9 protein-coding genes and 1 riboswitch are annotated in these 15,238 nt (G+C 47.0%); of the genes, 3 read left to right on the top strand and 6 right to left on the bottom strand.

Features of this window, described 5'->3' with window-relative positions; translation table 11 throughout:
• Window positions 1-5: 5 nt before the first annotated feature.
• The 6 genes from HRU69_10645 to HRU69_10620 all read right to left on the bottom strand — a co-directional run bounded on the left by HRU69_10645 (window position 6) and on the right by HRU69_10620 (window position 9,273).
• Window positions 6-2,459 (bottom strand): ABC transporter permease, encoded by a 2,454-nt coding sequence (locus HRU69_10645; GenBank protein QOI97914.1) that lies wholly within the window; start codon window positions 2,457-2,459, stop codon window positions 6-8.
• A 170-nt stretch (window positions 2,460-2,629) separates the two neighbouring features.
• A complete protein-coding gene (locus HRU69_10640; protein QOI97913.1) occupies window positions 2,630-3,397 on the bottom strand; it encodes a DUF1080 domain-containing protein in 768 nt (255 codons plus the stop codon).
• A 721-nt stretch (window positions 3,398-4,118) separates the two neighbouring features.
• A complete protein-coding gene (gene metF, locus HRU69_10635) occupies window positions 4,119-5,075 on the bottom strand; it encodes a methylenetetrahydrofolate reductase [NAD(P)H] (GenBank protein ID QOI97912.1) in 957 nt (318 codons plus the stop codon).
• A 7-nt stretch (window positions 5,076-5,082) separates the two neighbouring features.
• Entirely contained in the window at window positions 5,083-7,821 is a 2,739-nt protein-coding gene (metH, locus tag HRU69_10630; protein ID QOI97911.1) for a methionine synthase, read from the bottom strand.
• Between the two features lie 38 nt (window positions 7,822-7,859).
• On the bottom strand, window positions 7,860-8,213 hold the full coding sequence (locus HRU69_10625) for a four helix bundle protein (protein QOI97910.1): 354 nt from the start codon (window positions 8,211-8,213) through the stop codon (window positions 7,860-7,862).
• A 19-nt stretch (window positions 8,214-8,232) separates the two neighbouring features.
• Window positions 8,233-9,273 (bottom strand): homocysteine S-methyltransferase family protein, encoded by a 1,041-nt coding sequence (locus tag HRU69_10620; GenBank protein ID QOI97909.1) that lies wholly within the window; start codon window positions 9,271-9,273, stop codon window positions 8,233-8,235.
• A 47-nt stretch (window positions 9,274-9,320) separates the two neighbouring features.
• A riboswitch (SAM riboswitch) is annotated at window positions 9,321-9,430 on the bottom strand.
• Between the two features lie 121 nt (window positions 9,431-9,551).
• On the opposite strand from HRU69_10620, the gene HRU69_10615 reads away from it, so the two are divergent.
• From HRU69_10615 to HRU69_10605, 3 genes are all read left to right on the top strand, one after another.
• Complete coding sequence (locus HRU69_10615) at window positions 9,552-10,490, top strand: phosphatase (protein QOI97908.1); 939 nt, start codon at window positions 9,552-9,554, stop codon at window positions 10,488-10,490.
• Window positions 10,491-10,759: 269 nt separating this feature from the next.
• Window positions 10,760-13,354, top strand: coding sequence for a tail fiber domain-containing protein (locus HRU69_10610; protein ID QOI97907.1), 2,595 nt, complete (start codon window positions 10,760-10,762; stop codon window positions 13,352-13,354).
• A gap of 6 nt (window positions 13,355-13,360) precedes the next feature.
• On the top strand, window positions 13,361-15,238 hold the full coding sequence (locus HRU69_10605; GenBank protein ID QOI97906.1) for a hypothetical protein: 1,878 nt from the start codon (window positions 13,361-13,363) through the stop codon (window positions 15,236-15,238).

The following is a 15,238-nucleotide window of genomic DNA, read 5'->3' as shown; positions in this document are numbered from 1 at the left end:
GGCAACTACTCGTATTTTAACGTCTCTGCCGGTTGTGTCCATGCCGTGCGGAAAGCCTGGTAGCTGATCGTAAGAAGGGCAATACCAAGCGCAATACATCCGGAAAGAAGAAATACATCAACACCTATGGCTACACGGTATTCAAACCCCGCAAGCCAATCGCGCATGACTAACCAGGTTATGGGAATGGAAATCACCAGGGAAGCAACCACCAGCAAAACATAATCCCTTGACAAGAGCAGCAACAAAGAACGCTCTGTTGCACCTAATACTTTACGGATGCCGATTTCCTTTGTGCGGCTCTGCATGGCCAGTGAAGCCAGTCCGTATAACCCCAGGCTTCCAATAAGTATGGCCAACCCTGTAGCGATGCGGATAATCCTGCCCAGGTTCTGATCACTGGCATATTGTGCTGCAATAGCCTGATCAACAAATGCAAAAGTAAATTCCTGACTACCGGTTAGCTTATTCCAAACCTCCTTAACCTGATTGATGGTTTGCGCCATATCACCGGGCTTTAACCGGATTACTAATTTTGGAATCGGGGAATTACCGATGGAAATGTTCTCAACACCCTGGAGAATTATAGATGGATCCATGACCAGTACCAACGGTTCAATCCGGGTATACAGCGAAGCATAGTTAAAATCTTTCACAACGCCAATTACTTCATGATCCCCGAAATTTCTCCCCGGAATTTTTTTACCGAGGGCTTCATCCCATTTCAGTTCTTTAACAAAGGCCTCGTTTACAATTACTCCTCTTCGTACATCAGCAGTTGAGTTATTATTGAAATTTCTTCCGGCAGCAAATTGCATTTGTAATACCGTGAAGTATTCAGGTTCAACAGTATTCAGATTGAAAGTGCGGTACACGCCATCCTGGTCTGTATACCCTACGGCCGTCCAGTTACCATTGGCAAAATCATGCGATGTGCCGCATACCCCAGCCACATTGGGAATCTTTGACAGTTCACCTTTAAACAGTTGTACCATTTCAAATCCACGTTGAACCCGTTCTGTCAGTCTGCCCTCACGCGGAACGTTAAGTTGTATAACGGCAAGTTGTTCACGGTTAAATCCCAGATTCTTATTCTGAAGATAGTTAAGCTGGTTGCGCATAATGAGCGTACTCGAAATCAAAAAAACAGTTAACACAAGTTGAATGCCTACCAATATCGTACGAAGACCCTGACGACTGCTTATTCCCTGCACAGTGCCCCTGAAAATCATTACCGGGCGAAAATTGGAAAGCACAAAGGCCGGATAGCTCCCGGCTATCAATCCAATAATTACTACCAACACAGTTGCTACCAAAAAAGTGAATACATCCGGCCCAAGCGAAAGTTGTTTGGCTGCCAGAGTATTAAATACAGGCAGGCTCACTAAGGCTAACATAAAGCCTACAGCAAGTGACAAAAGTGTAATCAATACAGCTTCGCCAATAAACTGAACCACCAGTTGGCCACGAAGCGCACCCGCCACTTTACGTATGCCAACCTCCCTGGCACGTTTAAGCGACCGTCCGACAGACAAGGTTACGAAGTTGATACACGCAACAAAAAGGATTAACAAGGCTACCGCGCTTAGAATATAGGAGTAACGTGGATTACTTACCGGAGCAATGCCGGCTGGAAAACTGGTGTCAAGGTGAATGCCGGTAAGGGGCTGTAAACCTACCGTATAGTTGCTCTGTTTATAATCATCCTCACCGAGCGCTGTTTTGAAAATCGGTGGAAATTTTTCCACAACGTCAGCCACCTTAGCTCCGGGTTTTAGCAATACATATGTTTCCGGATTTACATTAAACCACGAGGAAGTGAGCACCTGCTCACTGAACATTCTGGTAAAATTTAAATCGGAAATAAGAATTTTAAACTGGATACTGGAGTTAACCGGAGGATTTTCAACAACCGCCTTAACCATAAACTCCTCGGCCTTTTCACTGATTTGAATGGTTATAACCTGGTTGATCGGGTCATCGTTTCCAAAATATTTCTTTGCGATTTGATCCGTTAGTATCACATTATTAATACCACTTAGTACATTGGTCCGCTCGCCTTTAATTATCCTGAAATCAAACACATCAAAGAAATGCTCGCCCACGATGGTAACGCTTTCTGAAAATTGATTCTCTCCTACCTTTACCTGTGTTCCATAAGGATTGATGCGCACCTGCTGCTCAATTTCCGGAAGATTATCTTTTAGGGTGGGGCCAAGCGGAAAGGGTGTAACGGTGTTAAAAAATACCTGATTCTCTCCGTAGTTCTCCTTTACATACCCGCGGTAAATCCGGTCTGCTTTTTTATGAAAGGCATCGAACGTCAATTCGTCTTTCACGAACAACACAATCAGCATACAGCAGGCAATGCCCAGGCTAAGGCCGGCTACATTTATTACAGAATGTACTTTACTTCGCCATAAGGAACGAAAAGCAATCTTCAGGTAGTTCCTAAGCATAGGATGGAATTAGTTTGAGTTGACTACCAAATCTATGAGAAGCAAAGTGCCGTGTCAAAAAAGTTAACGTTAATTAACATTGGGATGTTGTCAACATCAAAAAAGTTGCTCAGAACACAATTGAATTAACAATTTTTTGATCGGTGCGTTCGGATGCGAGTGCTTATTTATTACTTAGCTTTCAATACCAATAGTTCCACCCTCCTGAACTCAATGGGGTGGCTTTCGGATTGCAGGGCGATGTAACCGGATTTTACCGGTGTTCCTTCGGGCTGCGGATAGTTTTCTGGTAAATAATCTCCCCCGATAACCGGTCTGGAGTAGGTCATCACCGTATCGCCATTAATCACATGATGGATGATGCTGTCGCCATATACAATCAGTTCAGCCGTTACCCATTCATCGGGCAGGTAGGTGCGGGTTTTTGCATTGATGCAGTGTTGTGTAACCAACGTATCGGCCATGTACACGTGCATTCCCGGAGTGCAAAGGTTTCCGGTGGGGCGCTCACGCTCCGGTGTGCCGCCTAAAAACTGCGCCTCCAGCGATACCGGAAAATTCTGATCAACCCCCATGCTTTCTGCGGACTGCGAATGAACCATAACCCCGCTGTTCATAAAAGCCCATTGTTGCCCGCCCTTCGGCTGTTCGCCTACGAAGCGATATTCAACACGCAACCGGTAATGCGAAAAAGGTTCTTTATAAAACAAGTGCCCGAACTCACGGGTAAACGAATCGTATTCGGCATACGAAACTTTCAGAATGCCGTCTTCCACCCGAAAGGTGTTCTTGTAGTTCACCCCGGCTTCATAGCCGGAAATCTTGGGTGTCCAGCCGTCCAGATTTTTACCGTTGAATAAACTTACCCATTCTTCCTTCTTTTCTTTAGGCGAACAGGCTAAGATCAAAAACACCAGGAGTACATACCACCGTGTCATATGAATTCTTGTTGATTATCAGCCAAGATAACGAAGACCTGGAAGCATAAAAACAAAAAACGGGAATACATCAATTGCTTGCGTATTCCCGTTTTGTTGCAAAACAACCGTAGCTGCCCTGCAACCCTAAGTCAAGTTGACCGAATTAAAACCTGCCCCGGCTATCGTTCGATTGCCGTTCTCAACTTCATACCCGTACCCGTTGTTCCCGCGAGGAAATCCGTAGTACGTGCACAACCGGCCTTGTCCGCTTTTTTGTGCACACGTTTCCGTAGAAACAGGTGTTTTGTTTACGGACACGACCGCATCAACTGGTCAATAATCGGCTTAGTGGTATGAAGGTATGTTGCCTAATACCATTCACAAAATATTTATCTAAAAAGTAATGAACAACTTTTCAACCGGGTTATTCACATGTATAAAACCTGTAAGAAATCATTCGGTTAGGGTAATCACCTGAAGTGAAAGTTTAACTTTACTGAAAAACAAAACCCCGGATTTCATAAAGCCGGGGTTCAGTTAAAGGCTATTTCAGCAGTATTACATACGGTTCTTCTCTTCGCGTTTGGCACGCTTTTCCGCACGCTTTTCCATCAGCGACTTCTTCGCCTGCTTTTTGCCTTCCTTTTTGCGATCCATTGATTTTGACATAAGGAAATTATTTTATGATTAGTGAAGTTAGGTGGATTTTTTCAAAATGAAAAATTATTATCCAGTCAATTTAAAACAACTCTTTCGCAATCTTATAAATCGGATCTGATTTACCCATCGAATAAAAATGCAATGTGGGCACGCCCGCCTTAATGAGTTCGCGCGACTGTTGCACCGCCCATTTAATGCCCACCTCCTTCGCTGCAGCATTGTCTTTACACTTTTCCACTTCATCGGCCAACTCCTCCGGAATATCAATATGAAAGGTTGTGGGCAACACGCTGATTTGCGATTTGGTGGTGATGGGTTTAATGCCGGGTATTATGGGAACCGTGATGCCAGCTTCACGACAACGGTTTACAAAATCAAAGAATCTGGCATTATCAAAAAACATCTGGGTAACGATGTACTCCGCACCCAGATCGACTTTCAGTTTCAAATACTTCAAATCGGTTTTCAGGTTGGGTGCCGCAAAATGTTTTTCAGGATAGCCGGCCACTCCTATGCAGAAATCGGTCGGGGCAGTGTTGAGTAATTCGTCATCGAGATAAATGCCTTTATTCATGCGAACCACCTGCTGCAACAAATCGGAAGCATACTGGTGGCCGTCCGGTTCGGGTGTAAATCTTCCTTCGTTTTTTATCGCATCGCCTTGCAGCACCAGCACGTTATCGATACCCAGAAAGTGCAGGTCGATGAGTGCGTTTTCAGTTTCTTCTTTGCTGAAGCCTCCGCAGATAATGTGCGGTACAGTATCTACCCGGTAGTGGTTCTGAATGGCGGCACAAATACCTACGGTGCCGGGCCGTTTGCGTACCGACCGTTTTTCCAAAAGGCCGTTCTCCTGCTTTTTGTAAACATACTCTTCCCGGTGATAGGTAACATCAATAAACGGAGGTTTGAACTCCATCAGCGGATCCATGTGGTCAAATAACGACCGGATATTTTCTCCTTTAAGGGGAGGAAGAATTTCAATGGTGAATAATGTTTTACCGTTTGCTTTCTTAATGTGATCGATAACTTTCATAATTCATTCAAATATCATACGATAAATTAGGCGCCAGCCATTTTTCTACGTCAGCAACTTTCATCCCTTTGCGTTCAGCATATTCTTCAACCTGGTCCTTCTCGATTTTTCCAAGCCCGAAATAGCGAGCCACCGGATGTGAAAAATAATATCCGCTCACGGAAGCCGCTGGATACATGGCGAATGATTCGGTTAACCGGATGCCGGTTACACGTTCTGCCTCCAGGATTTCGAAAATCGTGCGCTTCTCCGTATGGTCGGGGCAGGCCGGATAACCGGGAGCCGGTCGGATACCTGAATATTTTTCTGCTATCAGTTCTTCATTAGTCAGGTTTTCAGTTCGGGCATAGCCCCAAAATTCTTTTCGCACCTTTTCATGCAAACATTCGGCAAATGCTTCAGCCAGCCGGTCGGCCAGCGCCTTAACCATAATTTCTGAATAATCATCGTGGGCCGCCTTGTATTGTTCAATCAGTCTTTCCAAACCAATCCCGGCCGTAACGGCAAACAAACCGATATAATCCTGTTTACCCGACTCTTGCGGGGCAATGAAATCTGCCAGCGAAAAATTAGGCAGCCCGGCTGCCTTTTTATTTTGTTGCCTGAGGAAGTGCAGCGTGGCAAAAGGCTGATCTGCCCCGGAATCAAACAACTTTACATCATCGGTTGGCGTACTCACAGCACGGTAAAATGCAACAACTCCGTTAGCACGTAGACTCTTTTCCGTAATAATTACATCCAGCATGCGCTGGGCATCCTTGTATAATTTAGTTGCTTCACTGCCAACCACGCTATCACTCAATATTGCCGGATAACGACCGGCCAGCATCCAGGTTTGAAAAAATGGTGTCCAGTCGATGTACTTCCGTAATTCATCCAGCGGAAAATCAAGCAATACTTTTTTTCCAATAAACGAAGGTTTGGGCGGGTTGAAGGCATGCCAATTAATTGCCAACCTGTTGTTTCTCGCTTCGACCAAAGGAATATAGTTTTTCTGTTCCTTACGCGATTCGTGGGCCTCGCGTAATTTCCGGTACTCCTCCTTTGTTTTTGTTTTAAAGCCTAATCGCGTAACCGCACTAATCAACTCACTGGCCACCGGCACGCTGCGTGACGCATCCAGCACATGCACTACGGGGCCATCGTATACGGGATCAATTTTAACAGCCGTATGAATCCGCGAGGTGGTGGCTCCGCCAATCAGCAAGGGAACTTCGAACTGCTGTCGCTGCATTTCTTTCGCCACATGCACCATTTCATCAAGCGAAGGAGTAATCAGTCCGCTGAGCCCGATGATATCAACCTTTTCCCTTCGGGCCGTTTCCAGAATCTTATCTGCCGGTACCATTACACCCAGGTCAACCACTTCATAGTTGTTACAAGCCAACACCACGCCTACGATATTTTTTCCAATGTCGTGTACATCGCCTTTTACGGTAGCCAGCAGAATTTTCGGTCTGACCTCTGCCCCTGCCTCACCTTCGTTCGGTATCCCCCTCTCCGTAGGAGGGGGGGCCGGGGGGTGAGGTCTGCTTTTACTTTTCTCTTCTTCCAAAAACGGCTCCAGGTAGGCGACCGCCTTCTTCATCACGCGCGCACTTTTTACCACCTGCGGCAAAAACATTTTACCGGCCCCAAACAAATCGCCCACCACATTCATGCCTTGCATCAGCGGGCCTTCAATAACGGCCAGCGGTTTGCCGTACTTCTGGCGGGCTTCTTCGGTATCCTCATCAATAAAATCAATAATACCTTTCACCAGTGCATGGGTGATGCGCTCTTCAACCGAGCCATTGCGCCAGGCGTCATCGGTTTCCTTTTTCTTAGCCGAGCCTTTCACGGTTTCGGCAAATTCGAGCAGCCGCTCCGTAGCATCATCCCTTCGGTTCAGCAATACATCTTCAACCCGTTCAAGCAATTCTTTATCAATCTCATCGTACACCTCGAGCATGGTTGGATTTACAATGCCCATGTCCATACCATGCTGAATGCCGTGGTACAGAAAAACCGCGTGCATGGCTTCGCGTACTTTCTGATTACCCCTGAAACTAAATGAAACATTGCTCACACCCCCGCTAACATGCGCATGCGGAAGATTCTCGCGTATCCACCGGGCTGCTTTGAAAAAATCGAGCGCATAATTACGGTGCTCTTCAATGCCGGTGGCTACCGGGAAAATGTTCGGATCAAAGATGATATCCTGCGGAGGAAATTTTATCCGGTTTATAAGAATGTCATAAGCACGTTTGCAGATGGATATACGTCTTTCAAATGTATCGGCCTGGCCCTGTTCGTCAAAAGCCATAACAACAACCGCAGCCCCATAACGCCTGACAAGTTTCGCCTGGCGGATAAATTCTTCTTCACCTGCTTTGAGGCTGATGGAGTTAACAATGCCTTTGCCCTGCAAACACTTCAGCCCGGCTTCAATCACTTCCCATTTGGATGAGTCAATCATTACCGGCACGCGGGCAATTTCCGGCTCCGCAGCCATCAGGTTTAGAAATCTCACCATGGCTGCTTTTGAGTCGAGCATACCCTCATCCATGTTCACATCAATTACCTGTGCCCCGCCACGTACCTGGTCGAGCGCCACTTCGAGCGCCTCATCAAATTTATCTTCCTTAATGAGCTTGAGGAACTTAGCTGAACCGGTAACATTGGTTCGCTCTCCAATGTTGATGAAATTGGAAGCCGGGGTAACGGTAACGGGCTCAAGGCCACTTAGTTTAAGTCGATAGTCCATAGTTAATTCGTCCATGGACCTCAGTCCATGGCGTCATCCTACTTAATTGAATTTTTTAATGCCTGAATACCTTTTATTAGCTCAGTCAACTTATCATAGAAGTAATTGAATTCTGAATCATCCACCAATTTTCTCCTTTTGGCGAGATAAAAACAGCACACTACTTCAATTGCCGACCGTAGTGCAATGGAAAGAAACCTTCTAAACTCCGGATTTGACTGACCAGTCGAACCTTCGGCAATATTCAATGCAACTGAGTCTGACGCGCGCTGAATCTGAGAAGTCAGTACAAACAATTCCTTCTTAGGAAACTTTTTAGTTAACTCATGAATCTCACCTGACAAATCAATTGCCATTTGCCATACTTTCAACCTCTCAAACTTAAATGCCATGAATTTAGCGTTTACCAAACTATCGACTACTGACTAACTGGCTATCGACCGAGCGTGGGCTATAGCGCGCAGCCACCTCCGCAATTTTCCGGATGTGATCCGGAGTAGTACCACAGCAGCCACCCACAATGTTCACAAGGCCTTCTTTCAGATACTCTTCTATTTGCAAAGCCATCTCATCGGGAGTCTGGTCGTAATGGCCAAACTCATTCGGCAAGCCGGCATTCGGATAGGCGCTGACAAATGTTTCCGATTCTTTAGCCATCACCTGCAGGTACGGGCGCAACTGATTGGCGCCTAGCGCACAATTGAGTCCAATACTTAATAACGGAACATGCGAAACAGAAATCATAAAGGCTTCGGTAGTTTGCCCCGACAGGGTGCGCCCGCTTGCATCGGTAATTGTACCCGAAACCATAATAGGTAACGGGTTCACATCCCCCCTTAAGGGGGGATTGAGGGGGGTGTGTTCCTCAAAATACTTTTCAATGGCAAACAAGGCTGCCTTGGCATTGAGTGTATCAAAAATCGTTTCAACCAAGAGCAAATCAACACCGCCTTCAACAAGTCCGGCTGTTTGCTCATAATACGCTTCAACCAGTTCATCAAACGTAATAGCGCGGTAACCCGGGTCATTTACATTGGGTGAGATGGAGGCAGTTTTATTTGTAGGGCCGAGAGCTCCCGAAACGAAGCGTGGCTTTTCCGGGGTTGCACGGCTAAATTCATCAGCAACTTCGCGGGCAATTTTTGCCGACTGAAAATTCAGTTCGTACGCCAGCGATTCCAGATGGTAATCGGCCTGGGCAACGCGGGTGCTGCTGAAGGTGTTCGTTTCAATAATATCGGCACCGGCTTCAAGGTATTGGCGATGAATAGCCTTAATAATATCAGGCCGGGTAATCGAAAGCAGATCGTTATTGCCTTTTAATGGATGAGCATGATCTTTAAAACGCTCACCCCGAAAATCCTGTTCATCAAGCGTATAGCGCTGAATCATGGTGCCCATGGCCCCATCAAGTACCAGAATACGCTCTTTTAAAATGTCGTTTATTTTCATGACTCTCCAAATCGTTGTCCATTATCCAGAGAGCCCGGTGGGTGGGTTACTTATCTTTATCTGGCGCATCGGCTAGACTGGGATTTAGCACAACGCCCTTACGGACAGGATGCTAAGACGTCAACGGGCCCATTCCCTCGGTCTTTCTGGATAAGCAATCGCAAAGAAACACAATCACCAACAAAAAGAAAAATAATCCTTGCTTCATGATAACATAACTTAATTGGGCAGCCGGATTTATTAGGAGGTTGCCTGTTACCACGCTACCTTTACAACCAATGAAACTCGCTGCAGTTGACATCGGCTCGAACGCCATCCGCTTCCAGGTTTCATCGGTTCTCGATCGCGGCAAGCATGTTATCTTCAAAAAAATGGAGTACGTCCGGTTTCCCCTCCGCCTGGGCCACGATGTATTCAGCAGCAACAGCATTAGTCCCCGCAGCATTGAAAAATTCAAAAAGCTGATGCGTGTTTTTAAAATGCTGATTGAACTGTACGAGGTTGACGACTACATGGTGTGTGCCACTTCGGCTATGCGCGAATCGGAAAACGGCCAACAACTGGCTGAAGAGGTGGAGAAGGAGATCGGTCTGACTATCCATATTATTGACGGCAAACGTGAGGCCGACCTGATTAACCAGGCCATCATCTCGTACCTGTCGGATGCCTCCTACCTGCATATAGATGTAGGTGGCGGAAGCACCGAGCTAAACCTGTATTTCCACGGAAAGAAAATAAAAACACGCTCCTTTAAAGTTGGGTCTGTGCGGGTCCTCGAACATCATGATTCACCGCTGATGTGGGATGACATGGAAAAATGGGTTAAGAAAAACGTAAATAAAGATTACGGCAAAGTAACCGCCATTGGTACAGGCGGAAACATCAGCAAGCTGTATGAACTTGCCCAGTTAAAGCCCCACCGGCTGATGTCGCTGAAAAAAATGAAGGAGGTTAAAAAAATGATAGAAAAGCACTCCATTGAAGACCGGATTTACCAGTTGCAGATGAACCCCGACCGGGCCGATGTGATAGTGCCCGCCAGCGACATATATATAAAGGTGATGGAATGGGCCGGGGCCAAGTACATGCAGGTGCCTGAGGTGGGGCTAAAAGACGGTATTATGCTGCATTTATACAGGAAAAACGCCAGCCAGAAGAAGATCGAATTTGTCAACCTGCAGGATCAGAGCCAGGGACGGAAGATTATTCGGTTTTAGTATATTAAAAATGATTCTAAACTGAGTTACAAGCCCAACTTAACTTAATGCCTGAATGGAACATTTTATATACAACCGGTTCGGACAAAATCCCCTTTTTCAGGGATTCGCTTGGTTTAAGGATTTTACCTATCTTGAAATTGAATCCAGTCTTACCTTAACCAGTAAAGAAGGATTAAAGAACTGAATTAACACAACCATTAACCAAAACTTGCTTCCTCCCCTCTCCGCTGGAGAGGGGCCGGGGGTGAGGTAAAACAAGCAACCTTATGAAAAAAATTCTACTCTCGGTTTTAATCATGGTGGGTACAGCCGCAGCAATTGCGCAGGTGCCTAGTACACTCTCCTACCAGGGAATTCTGGTAAAAACCAGCCCACCGGCCGATGCCGGTAAGCCGGTTGATGACGGGACTCACTTCGTCAGATTCCGGCTCTTTAATGTTCCAACCGGAGGAACTGCCGTGTATTCAAGTACGGGTACGGGCTCAGGTAACTCGGTTACTACATACAAGGGGATGTTTTCATTCATTATTGGGTCGGGTTCACCGGGCAACGATCCTATTCCGGCAGGTATTTTCAATGAACAACTTTATGTTGAGATTGAAGCTGATGGAGTAACGTTAACTCCCCGTGTTCCATTAACTACAACACCCTACACATTTAGGGCGCAAACTGCAAACGCCCTTTCCGCTACCCTTGCCATAGCAAATGGTGGTACCGGTGCTACCACGGCTGCGGCCGCCAGAACGAATCTGGGACTTGGTTCACTTTCAACATTAAGTGCAGTGGGCTCATCAGAAATTACTGATGGCTCCGTGGCAACGGTTGATCTTGCGGATAACTCCGTAACCTCGGCAAAAATTGTTGATGGCACAATAGCCACGAACGATTTGGCTGACAACTCCGTTACCGCAGCCAAAATTGCAGACGGCACAATCGCCAATGCCGATATCAATGCCGCAGCCGGTATTGCCGTAACCAAACTGGCTGCTGGTACTAACGGGCAAGTATTAACCACCACAGGCGGTGTACCCACATGGACAACCCCGGCAGCAGGCGGTACAGTTACCAACGTGGCCACTGGCACCGGCCTTACGGGAGGCCCAATTACAACCACCGGTACAATCAGTATTGCCACCGGAGGTGTAACTTCAACCTTGCTTGCTGATAACTCCGTAACCAGCGCTAAAATTGTGGATGCCACTATTGCTACAACTGATCTTGCTGATGGACTGATTACAACGGCTAAACTTGGAGATAACTCTGTAACAAGTGCCAAAATTGTTGATGGAACAATAGCCACGGCCGATATTGCCGATGGCGCTATTACCGCAGCCAAATTAGCCGCGGGCTCTACCCTTTCCGGCAGCGGTGCAGCCAACCGCGTAGCGTTCTGGTCGGGCACCAGCGCCCTGAGTTCATCTTCTACCCTCACCTGGAATGGTACCAACTTTGGCATAGGCCCGGCAACAGCCGGTAACTTTCTGCATGTTGCGGCAGATGTTACAGGTACTTCCGTGGCGACAATGGAAGGACATTCGGGAACCTCAAGTCGCGGACCGGGCATTACATTTTTACGGTCAAAAGGCAGCGTAGCAACGCCAACCGCAGTTACTGATGGCGATTACCTTGGCGGAGTTGGCGCTTTAGGAAGAACTACATCAGCTTATAACATCAGCAGCGGAATCCAGTTTGAAGTTGACGGAACTGTTTCGGGCACCAGCGTGCCCGGTCGGATAGTATTTTCTACAACTACAGCCGGCTTCTCCACTACCAGTGAAAAAATGAGATTGACCAGTAACGGAAGGCTGGGTATTGGAACAGCCAGTCCTGAGTTCCCCCTTGATGTTAATTTTGCAGTAGGTGCTTCCACTGCTAAATTTGGCGCTTCAAATCCGGTCTGCCTAGTAGCCAACGCCCCTATGGTTGGGTTTAATATTTTTTGGGGCTCAGGTTACACATACCATTCTAATAATTTTGGAGGGATCATCACCTTTAATCAGGAGGTTTCCGGAGGATTTTCATTTAATACGGCCCCAAGTGGGTCCGCAGGGACTTCTGCAACCGTAACACCGCGCATGGTTATTAACAATAGCGGAAATGTTGGCATAGGAACCACAAACCCAGGAAGTAAACTACACGTAGCGGGTGCTGATTGGTCAATTTCACCCCTGCTTTTAACATCTACTAGTGGCAACGCGGGAGCTACACTTAGATTTTCAGCTCCTGACGTTGGTGGTAGGGTTTATGATATCATTGGTTCTACCGGAACTGGTGCCAGCATGGGGGCTGGATCGTTTGGAATCTGGGATAATACAGGTGGAGCCTATCGTTTTGTAATAAGCCCAACGGGAACAGTAGGTATAGGGCTAACTACGCCAACATTTAAACTTGATTTACCTAATACAGCAACAGATGCTGGCGGAAGAGGACGGTCAAATTCATGGGTAACCTATTCTGATAACAGAGTAAAAACCAATCAACAACCTTTAAATTATGGTTTAAAGGAAATTATGATGCTTAACCCTAAAAAATATGTTCACCATAGTTCAACTTTTGAATCGGGTTCATTAAAACTGCTTGATGGCACAGCGACTGTTGGTTTAATTGCTCAGGAGGTTTATCCACTAATTCCGGAGGTTGTATACAAACCTTCTGATGAAACTAATGATTTATGGAGTTTAGACTATACCAAACTGGTTCCTGTACTTATCAAAGCTATCCATGAACAACAGGCATTGATTACCAACCAGAATTCAGCCATTGCAGACATGAAAGCTGAACTGGCCGAACTCCGTAAAATGATAATGGCGCAGCAACCCAAGGAAGGAACCACATCTACCGCCTCAATAGGTAAAGAATAAGAAGCCATGAGAAACCTCATTCTTATTTTCATTTTCCTGGCCGGAGGGTGGCACGCACTTGCGCAGGTGCAAATACCCATGCAAACCTTCATCTCCGGAGGCACAGGCACCTTCCAAACGGGTGCGGTAGCCTCGTTTGGAGCAGTCGGACAACCATTAATATTTCCCCGTATAACCGCCAACAGTTCCGGTGGCGGGGTTGCCGTTGCAGCCGACCTGATGTTTTCTGATGTGGCTATCGATAATAATCCGCCTGCATTTGTCGGTACGCCAACCGTTACGGTTACCAAATCATCTGGCGGTATTACCGGTACCCTTTCAGCAAATGCTACGGATGCCGAAAGTACTCCCCGCGTGTACATGTACCACCGCCCCATTGCCGGTGGCGGCACATACGACTCTACTCAACTCACCGGGGTAGGCCCGTTCACGTTGGATCTCAGCACGTTAAACACAGACGAATACGACAATATGGGTATTGAGTATTACCTGAAAGCATTTGATTCGAGGCCTAATGTTGCGCGGCATCCTACAACCGGGACACTGTTTGGCAGGATGACGGACCCGGATGCCAAAGTACCCGCAGCACTACTCTCTTATGGCAACCAGCAGACCAACTACCGCATCATTGGCATTCCTTATACCCTTAGTGGTGCCATCGCTGAGGTGTTTACGGATATTGGTCCTGCTGATAAATCCAAGTATCGTATTTTCAGGTATGAGAGTTCGCAGAGTTATGTAGAGGGGCCTGGTGATTTTAACACCATCGATCGCGGTAAAGGATATTTCATCATTCAGGCAGCTAACCGAAGCAATGTTGTTCTTAAAATGGGTTCACAACAGGCCCCGAACAACAACCGGAGCAGCCTTTACCAGATGAGCCTGCACAACGGCTGGAACCTGATCGGTAACCCATATACGGTTCCCATCAACTGGGATAACGTAAAAGCCTATACCGGTAATAACGGCTCAGCGCTCGGTCAGTTAAAGGTGTACGGATCCGGTGGATACACAAATGCTACGCAACTGGAGGCCTTCCAGGGGGCGTTTGTGAATGTTACCGGAAACCAGACCGTTACCATTCCGTTCCTCGGGCAAACCACACCCGGTGGTCGCGAAAAACCGGAGTTTGTAACGGATATCAGTCAACCTAACTGGAAAGCAGGCCTTACCATCAGCCAGGGCGATCTCACCAACCAACTGAGCGAGTTTGGTATGCACCCGGTAGCCTCCGTGCAGGCCGATGAAACAGACGACTTCAACCCGCCACCGCTGTTCGATTTTGTGGAGATTAACTTCCCTCACCCCGAGCACCAGCTTGGTGCCTTTGCTACCGACATTGTTAACCCGCAGCCGGAGTATGTGTGGCGCTTCAATGCCGATGTAAGCCGGCCCGATGATGCCGAGTTGTCGTGGAATAACCAACACTTCGGAAATAACAATCTTGAGTTGTATCTCTATGATGTACAGACTAACCGCATCATCAACATGCGCGAAGACAACCGGTATGCGTTTAGTCCCGCACAGTCTAAACAATTCAAGATTTATTACGGAGTTGACATCCGCGAGCGCATCGGTCCGGACGAAATACAGGTACTGGAGCCCTACCCGAACCCGTTTGCCTTAAAGCAGCCGGTAACGTTTTCCATCGGGTTGCCTGAAAACCCGGGCAGCAGAAAATATGCTGTTAACCTGGTCATCCGCAACAGTATGGGCCAGCCTGTATTTACCTATGGCGATCAGTTAAATCCGGGTATTCATGCTATTACCTGGGATGGCCGCAGGCCCGATGGCGAAGCCAATGCCCAGGGCTTTTATGTGTACTCGGTTAAAGCCGGCAACCGCACCTTTACCGGCAAAATCCTCTTCCTAAACAGCCATTAA

This window comes from Flammeovirgaceae bacterium (assembly GCA_015180985.1).
Lineage (GTDB): Bacteria > Bacteroidota > Bacteroidia > Cytophagales > Cyclobacteriaceae > UBA2336.
This window is presented reverse-complemented; position numbering and strand designations above follow the sequence as displayed.